This window comes from Plesiomonas sp. ISS29 (assembly GCF_056522795.1).
The window spans coordinates 1376828-1394744 of the sequence record NZ_JAWRZQ010000001.1 but is presented as its reverse complement, the minus strand read 5'-3'; the positions used below and the strand labels follow the sequence as shown (position 1 = coordinate 1394744).

Below are 17917 nucleotides of genomic sequence, written 5' to 3'. Positions count from 1 at the left end.
ATTACTTTCCAACCGCATTGGCAGCCTGAATGATTTCCAAGGCGCGTGGCCCCTGCTGATCTGCACCTCGGAAATCTGACAACCGCACATAACCGCCTTTGAAGTTCGGGTTGTGAGCATTCTCAAGGGTAAAGGTACAGATGGGCACCGTTGCACCATCAAAGCCAGAGTATTCCAATTGGATCAGCGAGGTGATAGTTTTCTTGTTGATGATGTAATTTCGAAGCTCTTCGTAACTTGAAATAAACATCCACACAAACGGCGTCATAAAACCAAGCTGACCACGTGGCTTGGCTAAATCCAGATTGCGCACGATAAAGGCAGAGAACAGGTCTTTGTCATAGCCCTTAAAGTTAGCCTTCAAATAATCTTTCACCACCGGTATATGGAACTTGCTCCCCATATAAGGCGGGTTGGCAATCACCGCATCATAACGTTTGGCGAGTACGCTAGCTTGCTTGAGCAGCGGTAGCAGTGTACGAGCTGCAGGTTTTTGTTGGGTATCACCGTTAAGGCTTAAGCTGTGCAAAGTAGCCGCCAACTCATCAATTGCGGTTGCGTGCTCAGCAGGTACCTCAATCAACGAGCCCAACGTTTTGGCCGATAGAAAGCGCTGATGCAAATCATTCAGCAGGCCTAAGCGCGAATCATTAGCCGCTATCGTATTCGGCGAGCTGGCAACCTCTTCGCTAGCAAATAAGTCTTGCACTTGGCCTCTATTCCAATCGGCATTCAAGTTCAGTGCCTGCCACAGCTTGGGTATATTGAGCGAACGGCTCTCTTGCAGGGCGTAGATGTTGAGGCTTAGTTCGCGAGAGAAAAGACGACGGTCATCTTGGCGCGCGCGCATCAGCAACGCAAAACCTGCCAGTTGAGCAGCACGATCATCAATATCGAGGCCATAAAGGTTGTGGGTGAGGATCAGCTGCGGGATCTCACGGCTACGGTAGCCACGCTCTTCGTAAATACGATAGAGAATGTTATAGGCTTCCACCAGAATATGGCCTGAGCCGCAAGCGGGATCAAGCACCTTGATAGACTCAGGCTCAATGCTATTTGGTGTTAACTGGGCTAACTGCGCCAATACTTCTGCCGGTTGTTCACCGGTCGCCACGTAGTAAGGCATCTCTGCGGCAAGGCTTGATTCAGGGTACGTTTGCAGCCAATAGCGGCCCAATGAGTTTTGTACCAAATACTGCACAATCCAGTTCGGGGTAAAAAGCTGAGTTGCTGCCGGAATATCCTCAGATTTTACAACCTTGCCGATAACCTCACCTTTCCTTTCACTGATATAAAACTGATATAGCCAGCCTATGACTTCGACCTGCGCCCAATCCTGCTCAGGAATTTCATCCACCAGCTCACGCCAAAACGCATCGGTACGGGTCAAGCCAGTAGGCAGTAATAGCTCGGTTTCATCATCAATGGCTTCAAACAGAAAAGGCATCGCCTGATGCAGGCGGTGGCACTGACCAAGCAACAGCTCACGGAAGAGCGCTTCTTGCTCGTTACCCGCCAGCATGAGATCAAGCAGAGCCGGTTTATTTAGATTAATCCCTTCACTGATCAATGATTCAATCACTTCAGGGGCGCGATCGAGCACTTCAAAACCCAGTGGCTGCGTTGGATGTGAAAGCAAACGCACACCATGCTCAAGGTAGCTCTCTTCGCTTTTAAGCTCCATAAAACGAATGGCGCAAAAACGGTTAAACCACGTGTAAGCCATTTGCTCAATCAGCTGAGCAAACCCCAGACTTGTTACCCGCTCTTGCAGGCGGTTAATGGCTGGAGCAAAACGCGCCGGATGCATAAAACCCGCGACTTGCAGTACATCACCACTCACGCTAGGGGCACTGATTCCCTTGGCGGTGATACCGAATTCTCCGGCACGGGCAATCATGGCTTTGATAAAGGCGCTACGCGCCCGAGGTGCCACTTTTTTTAGGTTGTTGGTGTTCATCTTGTTCTCATCATTTTTATTCGTTTTATGGGCGTTAGTGGGTAATGGGCGTTAGTGGGTAACGTGCTTAGTCACTAACTGCCCCACATAAATTGCGGATCCGCTGTTTTACATCATCGCGAAACTGGTTAAAGGTCGGCATATCCAACCTATCTAGTTCGATGGTATTAACAACCGGTAAGAGATCGCCGCGATGATAATCAGGATTCCCCAAATGTTGCCCCAACACCGCTTTCGGAGCTCGCATAGGTGAGCGATCATTACCGGATAGCTGGGTTTCAAGCTGAGCACAATGCTGATAGGCATCGGGTTTACACGAGCAAATAAACCAAGCCTCAGATGTAGGCTGCGGCACCATCGCGATTCCGCGTTCAGCAAAGCCTGCAGCTCGAAAGCCTTCGTTTATAGCCTGCACGAGGTCGAACGGATCATGAGGATCACTATTAGTGCCATCTGTGTCATGAAAATAGATCGCCAGTTGGGCCTCTGTGGCAGCACCCGTTTGTTGCGCTAGCTCACCTAATACTGCTGCTCGCTTGCTATGAATGAGATAACCTTGCTTGGTCTTTTTACTGAGCAATTTGAACTTAGCAACTCGGGTCTTCGTTGCCATCTCGGCCTTGGCCACCAGTACCGAGGGGATCGCGTGATCTTGTTGCTCGTCAAATTGGGCTGTATTCCAATCAGGTAAATGGCGAATTACCAGCCGATGAGCCAATCGTAACATCGGACCAACTTCAAGATCGTCGCCATAGGCATAGGCTTGAGCGTTACGGCTACGGCCCATATCTGTCGGACCTTCACCGAAAACGAGTAATGTATGCAACAATGGTTATTCCTCCTTGAGGGGAGATATCGCCATCAACTCGGCTGCCTCTGCGACTCTAGCCAGAGACAGATCCAGCATCGACTCCCCAGGGGAAAGACACTCTAACCGCTCTGCCGCCATTGGCACATCAAACAAGCGAATAGCACGACTGACACCATCTGGCCGTTTGTAAATCAGCAATACACTTTGACGTGCAATGTCATCTTCCAAGTAATTAAGCACTAGCGGGCTGTGAGTCGTGACCAACAATTGCTTGGGTGAGTGAACCAGCGCATCTACCAGTGCTTCGGTGATCTCTGGATTAACGCCATTCTCAACTTCATCAAATAACACAAACTGATAAGGGCTAAATTGCTGGGCTAAAATAGCCAGCAGGCGCAACATACCATCATTGAGATGACGCGCCTCGGTGATCATGTCATCAGTTCCACTCGCATGAGCGTTATAACGCTCATGTAGCTCTAGCTTTACCGCGCCACCGCGCAATATGCTGGTATGAATTTTGGTCACTTGTGGATAATAACGTTGCAAGTTTTGAAGCAACTGATTACGTTCATCCGCTTTCAATTTGTGAATAAAAGCACCTAGCTGCTGACCACCGCTACCGATATCATCGGCTAAATCTGCAAGGCGTGTTTTACGCCGCAACTGCTCCGGCGAAAGCAAATCGAGAGAACGGATTGCCTTAATACGTTCGCGCAGTTCACGCAGCAAGGGTGAGAGCTGATTGTCTTTGAGCTGAGAGAGCAGTGACCCCTGATAGGTAAAGGGAATATCTTGCCATTGATTTTCCTGTGGCTGGTTTTGCTGAATGGTGGCTAACCGATACTTACCCCCCCGCAACACAAACAGGGGTTGCTGCAGCGTCAACTCTTTTGTTAACAAATGCTCAACGGGGTAACCAAGTGCCTCAATTGACTCGCGAGTACAAGCCAGCCGTGAGCGGTTGAAGGTCGCTTCCCAGCGAAGCGGCACGCCATCAATATTCAGCTCCAGCGCCAGTTCAATATTGGATTTGCCATTTGCCAACCGGCTGGTGAGATCGGTGGCCGACCAGCCTCTAGCATCAAGCCACTGTTGCACTTCACCACTCATCACATGAGCAGCAAAATCGAGCGCTTGTAGAACGGTGGTTTTACCGGCCCCGTTGAGTCCAATTAGGCAGTTAAAGCGAGCAAGCGGCAGGCTAAAACCGACTAGGGATTTAAAGTTGTCTATTTCAAAACGGGTCAGCATATGCTGCTCCTTTTTTTGATTGTTCAATCACCTCTCCTCACGTCCACGTCACAGACATAAACATAAACATAAACATAAACAGGAGGAGAGGATGTTCGTTATTACTTAATCCGCACTCGCTTACCGTTATTAATGGCCTGCTGCAGACGATTACGTAGCTTGCTCAAATAGGCCTCGATATCCTGATCTGTTTCAATAAACAGATGGCTATCACCAAGCAGTTCTGTCGGTGAAACCAGCTCAATCGGCTTGAGCACGGGTTTTACGCTAACTGGAGGTTTATCTACCGTGTACGCAGCAGTACCGCTATTCAAACCCGCTGGTGGCTCCTGAACCTCTGTCGCTGCTGTTGCTGCGGCTTTTTTAGCTGCTTCTGCTCGTTCAGCTTCTATACGATCAGCTTCCGCGTGCTGTTCAGCACTAAAACGGTTGATAAGCTCAATCACTTTGTCTTCTTCGTCATCCGCTTCTTTAACTAAGCTGACCAACTCATGCAACGAGACGCTGGACGCAACCCGCTCTTTAAGCAATACAAAAGGCCGCATAGCTTGGTTTTGCAGATTAGCCGGTAAATCACTGATTGTTGGCTGTATTGCCAACTGAATTTGCTCAATCGCATGCAAGCTTAATACGCGCTGCTGCTCGACTAAGCGTTGGTTAATTGCGCTCAGTTGTTCTACTAGCGAGCCAACATTACGCAATTTGGCATATGGCTTTTTATCATCATGAATGGCTTGTAACTGCGTAAATAGTGCTGCGGCATCCTGCTCTTGCTCAAGCGCACGGCGGTTAGCACGAAACTGCTCATTCAGCGCTCGTTGTAGTTGCAACCACGTATCAAACTGGCGAGTATAAAACTCTTCGACCTCTTCAAAATCTTCTGCAAAATCGAGCCACTCATTACTTTGTGCGCAAAGTGTCTCAATTAAGGCATAGCTGTTATTGCCAAGCTCTAATAAACCCGCCACCAGCCGTTTGCCATTTTCCACCACCGCTTGCCCTGGACAATGACTCTGCTTTGCTTTGAAGGCAAATTCATTGAGTAAGCGCTGCCATTCTTTGAGCTCACTTTGCAGTTTGCTTGCTAACTCTTTTTCGCTGCTATCAAACGGTTTTTGGAAAATATCTTTAGCCAGACGCGCAGCCTTCACTATTTGCTGCTCGCTATGCTGGCGAACTCGGCGAATACGCAAACTGGTATGGCTTCGCACTGAGTTGAATTGCTCATAGCTACGATTAAGCGGCAAATCACCGTTCGGAGTAGACAGAGCCGCCTTACCCAACAAAACCAAGTGCGCCACTTGCAACATCACTTCATCACGGTTCCAGCCATACGGACGCGAACTGAAGCGCTCAAGTAATTCTTTAAGGTAAACCGGCTTGTTGGCTTCTTCAGATATGTTGAGATAAAACTCAATTTCTTGTTTAGCTTTGCTATTCGGATCTTTTTCACCAAGATGCATATTGAACTGTGCCACATCATCCGTCGTGATCACAGCATGCAGCTCTTGCTTCGGATTCGCACCACAGCTCTTGAGTAAACTGAGCTTCTGGAATGAGTTCTCAATAACATAGCTATAAGCATCATCCAGCATGTTTATTACGCTAGCTGACTTAATTTGCAGCTCATTACCAATGGCAAAAATCTGCGCTTGCTTAACCAACTCCTCAAACAGCGATTTTAGGCGGTTGCGGCGCTGAGTATTTTCCATTGCTTTCTCAGCCAATAACTTCTCTTGCTCTGGCCGTTGGCTACGGTTGTTAGCGAGGAATTTATCGGTTTTAAGCCACGTATCAAACTCATCCCACAGCCGTTTTTCATCCGGTAAACGGATCACGACACTACCTTGACCTTCCAAGCTCAAGGCTTTGCAACCCTGATCGTTATAGCCGTCAAAATTAGCATCCAGAGGCGATATAACTTTGAGCACCAGATCCGTTTGTACGCTGCCATCATAAGGATGACCGTTACAAAAACGAGTGACTGGGTAGTCTTGCTTGTTAACCGAATAGCGATACTGACGGCGTCCGCCCATTACCTCGTCAAAGAGGATTTTCGACAGTACACGCGTAGTCTCTGTACTCTCAACCTGAGTGTGCTTAATCTCTTGCTCAACTTCTTTCTCTTCATTGGTCAAGAAGACATATTCATCACCATTTCTGGCAATAAGAAGTTGGTTTTCTAGGCGATGTAAGCTAGCTTCAATCCGCTTTTTAAGGGCAACCTTATCGGTATCAATCTCATCAATTGATAGGGTTACTAGGTTATCCAGCGTTGATTTAACTAAATCGACATAACGAATTAAAAACAGTGATTTGAGAATATTGATATCGTAAGGATCAAGGCTCTGCTTCTCTGCGGCCTGCTCAAAAATACGTTTTACGTTAGTATCTAAAAATGACTCAATGGCTGGATAAAAAGCATAGAACGGTACTAATACACCGACCCCTTTATTCATTTGCTGGCGTGCTGCATTCTGGAATGCATCTAGCAAAGAACGTTCACCACGAGAAAGGCTCTTACCGGTTGCCCCTACTTTACGGATTGCCTCAAACACTTTCTGCACCAGCAAATACTGGTAAGGAATAAATGGATAGTGATCGACGAACTCAACGTTATCGCGGTAATTAGCTAGTTCAGCGGTAGTGGTTGCATCAAAGGCTAACTGGTTACGTAAAATATCGCCCTTTTGAATAAATAACTCGTCTAACTCGTCTTTCGCGCTCTCTGTTTTCTGAAGCAAACGCTTTTGAATCACTTCATTGGTATTAGATGAAGAGAGGGAGATACGGGTATGAAAGCGCCCTTGGATTTTGGAAAAATCTTGCCCTTTTTTCGCGCTAAGATCGCCTAGCACCGCATCAATATCTTCTTGTGAAGTCACAATGACCCAAGCGCGTCCACCGCATGCAGTTCCTAGGTTTTCAGTGATAGTTTGCAGCTTTAACATCATTTGGGTGTTATTGCCGATAAACTGACCCACTTCATCCACTAAAAAGACGATGTGTTTACCTTCTCCCCCATTTTCTTGAGCAGTGCGATCTAAATACTCACGCACCCACTTGCAGAAGTTACTAATATCGAGAGTAAACATGGATTCGAGGTTTTCCATGCTTTGTACGGAGGAGTCAGCGGATTGTCCGGTGGCATGAGCCCACGCTTGTGCCATTTCATCTCTGCAAAAGCCATACGCATCTCGCTCATCTTCCCACGTAGAATTCGTTAACTCTGCAAATTTGTTCTTAAAGGTTTGGTATTGATTGCGTGCATCAAGCTCCCGCTCAAGGTGAGCAATATGAGGATGATCGGCGCAAAAACCGAGGCGTTCGTTAAATACGCGCAGGAATACCTTGAGGATTGCATCTTCTTTATCCTCAGTATCGGCACGGCTATCGATATTAAAAAGGATCACTTCAGTTTGGCGATTCACCGCCGCGTGAATATCGCTATAAAGTAGGTTGTCACTGATCTTTTCTTTGAAGAAATCAATAGCTGTTTTGATCTGCTCACCATGAACCGCTTTTTGGTTACTCAGCAGATAAGAAAGAATTTTAATAAAATGTGATTTACCTGAACCAAAATAGCCGGAAACCCAGATGCCAATCTTCCCAGCTACACTCGGATCATCGGGATGAGTTACGCCTGGTAGATAAGTTTCGAAAAAGTGGCGCAGGTGACGGTCAAGTTCACGGGTCACCACATACTCATCCAGCTCAGTCCAGATAATTTGTTCATCCAATTGTTCGGCTTTCACCACACCATTGATTGGACGATCCAGTTTTTTGGTAAATAGCTCTTTGATTTGCATCGATGATCCCGTGTTTATTGATAACTGTTACCGTTTCTCGTGGCTGCTTAGTAATTTGCGTTATAGCGCCGTAAGGCACCCAGCACTGAGAGACAAAAATAGGGCGTAGACAGCCCTCACCTTACTCTGGCTGATTCGCTTATCTTGGGCTTGGTAAATTCTGCCCCTTAGTATTTCGAACCATGAGGTACTAATTGAAAAGCTCTGTAATAATTTGCAGTGGCCACTTCAGCGCGGTCTAGATCAAAAGGATACAGCTCAAGACCGTTGTAGCGCCCTGGATAAAATAGAACCAGAGGAATTGCGCCCATATGCGCGTGAAGGGCATTGAGCAAACTATGGCCTCGAAGTAGTGGCCAACACTGGCCAAGACCAGACAAAAGCACGAATTGCGGATTAGCCGGATGAATTTTAGACATCAGATGCTTCGCCACTCGTCCTTGTTCTAGCGGCCCTTTCAGCGCCTTGGCTAACTCCTCAGTACCTTTTTTTAGCTCCAGCTCAAAGGCTTTATCCAGCAGCTTTCGCTCCTGTAACAAATCGAGTAATTCTTCGAACAAGTTCAGGTGTAGAAAACGTAATCCTTGTTTGCGTACCTGAAAAAGACTCGATTCTAGATATTCACGCACAACCAACTCAAACTGGGGTGGATAATCAAAAATATAGAATCCAATCTCGCCACCCAACTCTTGGTTATTCAAAAAGCTATCGCGTTGCAAACGTGCAGCTACCTGCTCCAAACGTGTTTTAAGCTGAGCCTCACTATCCCACCGTGCACTCATCGCGCTGACTCCATAGCGTCATAAGCCTTGAAGCACCCTAGGCGCGTAGACCACTCTCTCATTTCCGGCAATAGGTATACATTTTTCAGCTTTCTTGACCGCCCTGACTCTAGGTAACCTACATCCGCCAAAATCTTAAATACGTTATTTCCCATTTTTTGAATGGAACTCTCTGAATACTGTTCGAGACCATCAATGATACGTTGCCGTGACAGAATAAAATCATACCAATCATCAACACTCAGTGATTCACGATACATACGCCGAGCATCAGCAACTACGGTTGTCATAAAATCCCCTAGAACAGGCGATTGACATATCGTTGCCAGCAGTAACATCTGATTCGCTAGCGCATCAGAAACCTGCAGTAATACGGCCCAAAAATCCTCACCCATAGGCTCAAGTCTTTTGCGCAAGGTTGATGACATTCGCTTAGCACTATGCACTGATGTTTTTTGTAATGCATTCTCGTTAACAATGGCATCATTCCAAAGATCGTTATCTGGATGCTGTAGCAGCAGCTCTGCAACCACTCTGCTCTCACGCAACATGATACTGCCACCGATGATGTCGCCCAGATACGCTTTGGCCGTCATAACTACTCTCTGTTTCAATAAATGGGTTGTAAGACACCATTATCATACGCGAAACAGGCCGACTTGCCTTTAGACAAGTGCATCGGGCTATCACCCTATCAAATGTGACACCTAGAGCCCTTTGAGGTGCGTCATTAAAGAAGTCTCTATGCCACTGAATTTGGAGCACTTCTTGTAAAAGATCACGGATCTGATTCCATGTTCGCGGCGCAATTCAGAAGCAGGTCAGCCGGTTTGAGAATAGCGATGATTTGAGCATCGCTTAAAGCGTGATATTTTCATGTAGAATTTCCTGTGTTCAAAAGACAAGAAAACTCTGCTTATAAGTACCTCTAATTTTCGAGGAAGGGATTACAGTGGAACCTCTTGCCAGGAGTAAATACGTCAATCAATCTCCGGCATATCAAATAGTAATTACTCAATAACACGCTTAATTATGTTCTACTGCAGTAATGGCTATAGTATGGTGCAGGTTGAACGTTGTGGGGTTAACAGGAAATAAAGCAAAATATGTGTTGTGATTTATCTGTCAGCAAAAGAACAGCCACCAGCATGAATAAGGGCGTTATGTTGGTGGACACTGTTTTAAGCTTATAACCCGAGTGATTGCATCATATCGCTTTCGGAAATAGCTTCCGGTGTAATTACGGCATCTTTAAGGATCAATTTGCTTTGTAACAGCCGGTCCAGATGAACATCAAAAGAATCAAACTGCGGATGTTTTACTGTAGGAAGATGAATAAAAACATCTTTTTTCTGACCGATGCGATAAACCCTGTCAGAGGCTTGAGCCTCTTTTGCTGGGTTCCAATGACGTTCAATATGCACCACATGGTTTGCGCCGATAACAGTCAGCCCAACACCGGCAGCCACAGGTGACATAATAATAATATTGAAACCCGCTTGCGCTTCAAATTGAGTAATCAGGCTTTTACGCGTCAGTTCATCCGATTTTTTTGCTACCGCTTTGGTATCACCGTTGATGATAGCAATGTCCAAGCCATAAATAATCTCAAGCCAATACTTAAGAAGCCGCTGCAAGCGTTTAGTCATCATAAACAAAATGACTTTTTCTTGCTTGTGACGTATTTGATCCAATAACTGTAGAACTACGTCTAGCTTTCCAGATTCTTGCATCAATTGGCGAGCCTGACGGCTATCGTTACAGTACAAATGCGATTCATCATCTAAACGTGGATGTAACGATAACGTTCGCAGCCTATTTAACGCCGCCAACGCAGCACCTTGCATGCTGTCACCTTGTCTTTGACGCTCGCGATAACTATTTAGCACCTCATCGTACGCTTGTAGTTGCTTGGCATGCATAGTGGCAGCTAATTGAGCTTGGTACGTCTGTACGCCATTTCCTGAAGACTCAACTCCACTGCAGATATGTTTTTGTGGCAATCCTTGCAGTTGATCTTCTTTGATTCTTCGCAACATAAAAGGCCCAACAGCTTGGCGTAATTGAAGACCTAATTCGCCACGAATACGATCCCTTTCCTCGCCTTCGGCATGAATAATGGGTTTAATCCATGTCTCACGATAATGCTGCCAGTTACCAAGTAGCCCCGGTTGGGCGGTATCCATCAAACACCAAAAATCACCTAAACTGTTTTCAACCGGCGTGCCCGTTGCCAATAGTTTAAAATCTGCCTTTAAACCCTTCGCTGTGCGCGTTTGTAACGCATTAGGGTTCTTAATATTTTGTGCTTCATCAAAAATCACCATCCCCCAATCAATACGACACAGCGAAAACTGATAATCACGCAAGGTTTGATAGGTTGTTAGTACCAGACGCCTATCCATATCTAGCCGCTGAGCACCTGCTTCTGGGCCAATATTCAAGGCGTAACGGATACAATTTTCATCCAACATGCCATTTTCAGCTTGCGTCGTAAGCTGAACAGATTCACGTTCAGTACCTTTGATTCGATACTTTGATAAGTCACGACCCGATTGCAAAACAACAAGGTCTCGAAAAGGCACTTGTTCAAAGGTTTTGCTTACCTCATCTTCCCAGTTCTCTAGAAGACTTAATGGCGCAACCACTAAAATTGGCTTCTCCGGTTTACCGATAGTTTTTTGCTGGCGTAGATATTCACCTACGGCAACCAAAGTCATATAGGTTTTACCTAATCCCATATCATCGGCAAGCAACGCACCTTGCAAGCGATACAAATCATCCTGCTTCTCTGTTGATGCAACCTCCAACATTTTTAGCATCCATAAAATGCCTTCACGTTGGTGCGGATAGGGCTGGCGAGCATATAAAGACCAATCAGGTTGTGATGGTAGGCCCGTAGAGTTAACTTTACTCAATAGCCCTGCATTAATCTGCTCAGCTTCTTTAAGAATAATGGCGACTTTTTCTGCTGATGGCTCATCAACTGACGAATCATCTGGTGGCGAGGCAGTTGTATCTTCTGTTGTGAAACCTTGCGTTTTAATTTCTGCTACAGTACTCGCTATATGCTCTGGATTAGAGATATCAATAACATGGCCATTGAAGGCCAGTATATCGGCATTTTGACTCACCGCTTCTTCAAACAGCGCAGTAAAACGCTCAAGATCTTCATCAGAAACTAACAAGTTAGCTAAAGAGGTCGGCCCAAGTATGGCCGGGTCATGATGCTCTAAGGCAAACCAATCATTTTTATTACTGTCTAAAGCACCAAAATCCATATGCTGGACTTTACCAATACCGGCCACGCGTACCGAAAAGCCCACATCTAGATTTACCAATACCGCATCTAAAAATGCGGTAGGTGTACGAATGAACTCACCGACTTTACTCGCAGGTATACGTTTATTAGCTAAAACGTTGCGAATACCGGCCATACGTTGATCATCGAGTAGCACCACTCGGTTATCTATACGCAAGACGCCACCGTTGTCTGATTGTTCTAGTTGAGCCCAACGTTTTTGTAGCTGCTCGGGTGTTGATCCATCCCCTAAGCTTGGGCAGAGCTGCAAACTGCCATCGAACATTCGCGTGGCTATTACACCAATATTTTCAGGGACAACAACATCCAAATGGTCAAAATGACTTAAATCAATACGCATTCCACTACGTGCAGCTGTTTGTAACTCAGCCATAAGTCGTATGTTGCGTTGTTCCCCTCTTTTTTCTGGAAGTAAGCCTTCATGCTCCTCTTGTGCCATCAACCCCATTAATTCAGATGGCGTTAAGCGATAACACTCACTTTCTCCCAAATACAAAAATGGTCCTTTACGTTGTAACGGAGCACAGCCCTCCGACATACAGGCTGCGATGCTAACGCGAAAATTACTGTTACCTGTTCGGCCACTGATATTGGTAGAAAATGAACTGGGAAAACGTGTGGGTAAACGTAGAATTTCAGCCTGCTCATCATCTAAACCCGCAATATCTGCAGCAAGAATATGAAAGCTATTTGCACAAGGCTCAGCCAACCCCTGCTCTGCTAACATGTTCAAGCAAATTAACTGCACTTTCTGTAAGGCATTACCCTTGCCTTCTTGGAGTGCACAAAACTCCGACATAGGCAGAACCACATTTAACCCTGATGAGTCAGGTTTAAGTGAAAATCCCTGTAGTTCATCAACAGATTGTTCTGATTCTCCAATCAACGATTTAAAAAAATCGAATAACCGCATCTAATTTACCTCAGCGCCCCACATGTTCTAGTTTCAATAGCAGCTCAAGAATACCCGGTTCAACATACCAACCATAATCGTTGCTCTGTTGGCAAAAAGATCTCAACTCACCGTACAACAATGTATTGACCTGTGTAGTATCTAGTTTCAACGCATTCGCCGCATAGCAAGCATTGTCTCCCGGATTATTGATGAAATAGTTCAACACTATGAGCGCCAGTGGGGATAATTTTCCTATCTGTTTCTCCACGCCTAGCTGATCTGCTTCATACCCCCCATAATTGAGCTTGCGCGCCGCATTAGCTTGCCCTGAGTCAGGCGCAACCTTCTGTTTCTGCGAAAGCTTTGTAATCAGAGTTTTTGCTATCGGAGTATTTTTTTGCCGACTTCTGACGATAGGCAGTCCAACTCGTTGTAATTGATAACGATAATCTGCCGGGCTCAATAATTGCTCAATATCAAGCTCAATACCATTATCAGCTAAAAAGCTAAACACTTTGCTTTGCCAAGTATTAGGAGTATGGGTAATACCCTCATACGGAAGGTTTGGATTGCATTTTTGATAATCACGAGGAACATCTTTGGTCAGCTGTTCATGACTGAATGATTTCATTGCATAATTCGTAAGAGTTGGACTTGGATTTGCGAGATAGACCCATAATTTAAAACTGTGCGAACCTTCAATTAAATGAAAGTCACCACAATCTAAATAGATAACCGCTTTATCTGTTAAACCAGCCCCGGTTAAAGAAACGAAATTGCTCTTCACCTCTTTGCCTAGAATATTACGTACGCTGCGCTCTGCTGAAGCGCCGAGCATCAATCGTGTATTACGAATTAGTTTTAACTTAAACAACCCTTCCAAAAATAGCTTTCGGGCAGGAAACATCCGCTGAAGTTCGGAATTACCACTCTGTGCACCAAATTGGTCAACCGCCTGCAAGAAAAGACGTAAATCTTCTTTAGACAACCACCCGCGTACTTTTTGGATCCGCTCCTCACCTAAAGGTTGCCACCACTGTCGGTAATTTGCTGCAGTATTCGCAATTCGCGGATCACCTGCCAAACTCAAGATAAAACTTTGCCACAATTCACTCAACTCATTGATTGACCTATCAATGATAATTTCTAATGCAGCATGACCGATACACCGATTTCCTTGGTAAGGTGCCATACTAACCGCTGGTTTGAGGAGCTCATCCATCACTGGACTCCAGCTATGCACAGGCACTTCTTTCAGGCTCTCCAAATAGTAATGAGCACGACAAACATCACCATAACGACCATCAGTGAAACCTTGTAGCCCCATTAAAGCAAAACTGTCTTCGAGTTCTTTTCCTTGTTTTATTGTTTGAGCCACCAACTTATGAGGACCATCCAGTGACAATAACGCCTCCCCATTGCTCTTCAGCGATTGCAATAAATCAGGCCGAACACTTTCAACCCTCACTTTCTTTAAGGATTCAAGTTGCGTCAATAAACACTGTTCAAGTGATTCTCGTACGCCATTTTTTTGATCCAACAGGTCGAACGCTCTGAAATAAAACTGCACTAACTGCTGTAAAGTCAAACGAGTTAATCGGCCATTTTGAGCCTTTACTAACATATGCAAAAGCTCAGGTGTCAGTAACCTTCTCCAGTTCTCATCATCACTTAACCACAGCCACGTTAATGCTCGTGCAGCTACCTTACGAGTTAATAATTGGGGCAACCTAGCAAAATTACCCTGACGAGCCATCTCCCGCAAGATAGAGAGCATCTCCGTAAAGGCATCATTTTTACCGGCGCTTTCTTCTACTTGCATCGCTTTAGACTTAAGTGCTTGCCAGTCTTTAAGCTTATGAACTGGCCACTCAAATTTAGAAAGCTGAATATGAGGTAACTTCATTAGTTAAGCTCCCCCAGCCTCTCTTTAACTTGTTCATACTCTGAACTATCAGGCCTACGAATAGTAAACCGAATATCAATGCGCCGATTACGTCTAAAATCATCTTCCGTAACTTGATTCGATACTGCAGGTCGCGTCTCTGCATACCCACTCACAGAAAATAATGGATGGCCATCTGGATTTTTCAATCGCGCAAGCTGCTCATTAGGAGGCAACGCAGCCCGCCAATATTGCCACAAAGAAATTGCTCTAAACGTAGATAAACCCCAGTTACCTTTACCCATAAAACCTTGCATCGGACGATTATCTGTATGACCCTCAATGAAAACCGTGTCTAAAAATGAAACGCGATCATCTCGCGAAATCACCGTATTTAAGACTTCACCAATCTCTTTTGCTCGCTCTTGATAAGCCGGGTTTATATCAAATGCCCCGGTATCAAATCCCAACAACTCATTGGGAATACTCAGCACGGTATGATTTTGGCTGACCTCAACATTGATCCCTCTCTGGCGCAGGGCATCTGCAGCCTCTTCTAGAATGGTTCTCCGCACTTGCTCGGCTTTTTTCAACTCAACAATTTCTTGCTCAAATTGCACCTGTCTATCTTCAAGAGCCTTATGAGCCTCCATCAGCTGTAGAATCAAAATCACTGATGCCAAAATAAAAATAACTAAAAGTGCCGACATAATGTCGGAGAAAGACATCCAGTATGGGTTTTCTTCATCCACATTTGCAGAACGAGTTTTACGAAAACGCATCAGCGTACCTCCAACTCATCCAATATATTGTTCATTGCCTGCACGTTATGAAGCATTTGATTTGCATAAGAAAGTGAGACGTCGTTCCATTTATTCATTCTGTCATCAACTTGTGTGTTCACTTCTTTCGCATAGCTTTGTAGCCACTCCTCAGCCTGTTTTTCAATAGCTGAAACTTGACTGCGTAACGCCTCGCCAAGTGATGTAAATTCTGTTTTTACTCCGGTCAAGAATTGTTGCTGTGACTGCTGTAATGAGCCAAAACCACTACGTGCTTCGCTGGCTGCTTTTTCTAAATGTATTGCACCGTCTAATAATGTACTCTGCAGCCCCATCAATGTGTCGGCCTGCTTTTTAATTTGCTCCATCAATGCCGCATTTTGGTTTCCGGTTTGTTCGATACCTTGAGTAACCTGAACCAAACGCTGGCCTAACAGTTCAGCTGCAGAATGAACGTTGGTTGATAACATACCCAACTGATTAGCTGAGCTATCCATATGCTTACTACTTTGAGCTGCCGACTCAGTCACTTTCTCTAAGTGCTGCAGTAATTGTTGATGTTGCTCTGCCATTTTGGCACTTTGTTCCTGTGAAGCATGAACAGCATCTGCAATAGTAGAAATCAACGACTGCTGTTCTTCTTTTACTTCAATCAGCTTTTCTTGGAAATTATCTTGGCGAACTTGTTCACGCTGGTCGGCTTGCTCATTTTGCTGGCTTACTTGCTGAGTAAACTTATCGAGCATGTCACTAAATTGCGATTCCATTTTTGTCTGACGTTCATCGGTTGACGCAGTAAAACTCTGCAATTGCTCACTCATACTCGCTACTGCAGAATTCACATCAGCCGATGCCTGTTGCATCAACAGTCCTTGCTCACGGCCTGCTGAGGTCATTCCATCCATGAAATTACGTACCAAGCCGTCTAACACCTGTGAGGATTGTTGCTGACTCGAATTAACTAATGTCTGAATTGCTGGGCCTAAAACATTATTGAGCGTATCAGCTAAAGCTGTTTGCATCGCCTCGCTCATACTATTAACACTCTCTTGTAATCGGTCACCAATCCGCTCATGCAACTCTTGTAAAGCTTCTTTGCTTTCTTTGCTGTTCTCGACAATGTTGATCAATGCTTGCTCAACAGATTGGCGTGGATACAACGAATCAATATTATTCTGAATCTCGGTAATTTGATTCAGAGCTCTACGCTCGCACTCTTTCTCCACTAAGTTAAGGAAAAGACTAAAAAACACCCCCCAAACGGAAGTCATAAATGCAACCGCCGCGCCAGAAATTAAGGTGTTAATACCCGATTTGAGTGCCTCAATTTCAGACGTTGTACCAGTCAGGCCTTGCAAGCCAACAGTTAACCCCACAAAAGTCCCCAGCACTCCCAACGCCACAAGAAAGCTTGGTGCGGCAGCCAATAAGCGACTTTCACTTAGCCCCTTAGCAAGCGTTTTGGCGTTGAAAAAATATTCTGCATCCACTGTTGCAAACAGTTTTGTAGAGTCAACGGATGTTACAAGTGAGTCATCAAATGTATTCCATAATATAGAAATACCACTGCTAGACATTTCACGAGCTTTTTGCATGGTCTCACGACGACGTTGAGCTAAATTATCTGCATTTTGCTCGATAAGTAGCGATTTTATATCACGCACTCTCGTTCTAAAATGAGATGAATTTCTTATGACACAGACAAGAGATATTAAAAACACTACGAAGGTAATACACCAAAACCAAGCACTAATTCCTGATGGATTTGCGCTTAACATCTCATCAAACTGTGGCCAGAGATGTTTCATTAACTCGAACATTTGATTACCTTTGATGCAATTTCATTAGAAAGCTATAGAAGCGATAAGAACTCAATTCTAACACCGACAGATTTACTCTTCACAAGCAAGGAGTGCGGCTTTACATTATCGAATTTGTAATGCCAACAATACAGACAAACGAAACTCACCATTAAATTTAGATCTAACTCCCAACTTTACGAACCATCTGAAGCGAGCAAAGCATAAAAGGAAGACATACGCTCTTGATTGACGATTAATCACCTTATGATTTTCGCACTCAACCCCTTAAGCCTCTCGTATAAAACCAAACTACCATGACAGAGCAGGTATACGTTTCGCCACATCACTACTCGATACCGGATAGTTTTGCATCTCATGTTGTAAAGCAGATAATTGTGAGATAGAGAACCTAAAGTCATCTTTTGTGATCACAAGCTCTCAATTACAGCATTCCGTGATTTCACAACAACCACGAATGCCTCAGCAAACCTCGCGCTCTCGTATCAAAAATCACAGAAAAGTGATGCGTATTGCGACACATTAATGCCCTGTGCACCACGCCATTTAGCCACCAGCAAACGAGGTGATCATCTGCGCGTAAAGCATGTCAGCGTT

The 17917-nt window shown here is 45.0% G+C and carries 10 protein-coding genes; all 10 read right to left on the bottom strand.

All coding sequences use genetic code 11. The features are described 5' to 3' along the window. Position 1: 1 nt before the first annotated feature. The 10 genes from pglX to zorA all read right to left on the bottom strand — a co-directional run bounded on the left by pglX (position 2) and on the right by zorA (position 17320). Positions 2–1960 carry a BREX-1 system adenine-specific DNA-methyltransferase PglX gene (gene pglX / locus AC1HDJ_RS06185; RefSeq protein WP_479534238.1) on the bottom strand — a complete coding sequence of 653 codons (1959 nt, stop codon included), beginning with the start codon at positions 1958–1960 and terminating at the stop codon, positions 2–4. A 67-nt stretch (positions 1961–2027) separates the two neighbouring features. Next, positions 2028–2786, bottom strand: coding sequence for a hypothetical protein (locus AC1HDJ_RS06180; protein ID WP_479537631.1), 759 nt, complete (start codon positions 2784–2786; stop codon positions 2028–2030). 6 nt (positions 2787–2792) lie between these two features. After that, positions 2793–4025 carry an AAA family ATPase gene (locus AC1HDJ_RS06175; RefSeq protein WP_479534234.1) on the bottom strand — a complete coding sequence of 411 codons (1233 nt, stop codon included), beginning with the start codon at positions 4023–4025 and terminating at the stop codon, positions 2793–2795. A gap of 101 nt (positions 4026–4126) precedes the next feature. Next, the gene (gene brxC / locus AC1HDJ_RS06170; RefSeq protein ID WP_479534232.1) at positions 4127–7834 is read right to left on the bottom strand and encodes a BREX system P-loop protein BrxC; all 3708 of its coding nucleotides are present in this window, start codon (positions 7832–7834) and stop codon (positions 4127–4129) included. 167 nt (positions 7835–8001) lie between these two features. After that, positions 8002–8616 (bottom strand): DUF1788 domain-containing protein, encoded by a 615-nt coding sequence (locus AC1HDJ_RS06165; RefSeq protein WP_479534230.1) that lies wholly within the window; start codon positions 8614–8616, stop codon positions 8002–8004. Next, positions 8613–9212: a DUF1819 family protein gene (locus tag AC1HDJ_RS06160; RefSeq protein ID WP_479534228.1), complete on the bottom strand. Its 600-nt coding sequence runs from the start codon at positions 9210–9212 to the stop codon at positions 8613–8615. The genes AC1HDJ_RS06165 and AC1HDJ_RS06160 overlap by 4 nt, the downstream gene beginning before the upstream one ends. 591 nt (positions 9213–9803) lie before the next feature. Continuing rightward, a complete protein-coding gene (locus AC1HDJ_RS06155; RefSeq protein ID WP_479540338.1) occupies positions 9804–12434 on the bottom strand; it encodes a DEAD/DEAH box helicase in 2631 nt (876 codons plus the stop codon). A 427-nt stretch (positions 12435–12861) separates the two neighbouring features. After that, positions 12862–14739 carry an EH signature domain-containing protein gene (locus AC1HDJ_RS06150; protein ID WP_479534224.1) on the bottom strand — a complete coding sequence of 626 codons (1878 nt, stop codon included), beginning with the start codon at positions 14737–14739 and terminating at the stop codon, positions 12862–12864. Continuing rightward, on the bottom strand, positions 14739–15500 hold the full coding sequence (locus tag AC1HDJ_RS06145) for an OmpA/MotB family protein (RefSeq protein ID WP_479534222.1): 762 nt from the start codon (positions 15498–15500) through the stop codon (positions 14739–14741). The genes AC1HDJ_RS06150 and AC1HDJ_RS06145 overlap by 1 nt, the downstream gene beginning before the upstream one ends. After that, positions 15500–17320, bottom strand: coding sequence for an anti-phage ZorAB system protein ZorA (zorA, locus tag AC1HDJ_RS06140; RefSeq protein WP_479534220.1), 1821 nt, complete (start codon positions 17318–17320; stop codon positions 15500–15502). The genes AC1HDJ_RS06145 and zorA overlap by 1 nt, the downstream gene beginning before the upstream one ends. Between the last annotated feature and the right edge of the window lie 597 nt (positions 17321–17917).

Bases quoted from the DNA above. Each gene is read 5' to 3' on its own strand.
- pglX (WP_479534238.1), bottom strand. From the start codon at position 1,960: ATGAACACCAACAACCTAAAAAAAGTGGCACCTCGGGCGCGTAGCGCC.
- AC1HDJ_RS06175 (WP_479534234.1), bottom strand. From the start codon at position 4,025: ATGCTGACCCGTTTTGAAATAGACAACTTTAAATCCCTAGTCGGTTTT.
- brxC (WP_479534232.1), bottom strand. From the start codon at position 7,834: ATGCAAATCAAAGAGCTATTTACCAAAAAACTGGATCGTCCAATCAAT.
- AC1HDJ_RS06165 (WP_479534230.1), bottom strand. From the start codon at position 8,616: ATGAGTGCACGGTGGGATAGTGAGGCTCAGCTTAAAACACGTTTGGAG.
- AC1HDJ_RS06160 (WP_479534228.1), bottom strand. From the start codon at position 9,212: ATGACGGCCAAAGCGTATCTGGGCGACATCATCGGTGGCAGTATCATG.
- AC1HDJ_RS06150 (WP_479534224.1), bottom strand. From the start codon at position 14,739: ATGAAGTTACCTCATATTCAGCTTTCTAAATTTGAGTGGCCAGTTCAT.
- AC1HDJ_RS06145 (WP_479534222.1), bottom strand. From the start codon at position 15,500: ATGCGTTTTCGTAAAACTCGTTCTGCAAATGTGGATGAAGAAAACCCA.
- zorA (WP_479534220.1), bottom strand. From the start codon at position 17,320: ATGTTCGAGTTAATGAAACATCTCTGGCCACAGTTTGATGAGATGTTA.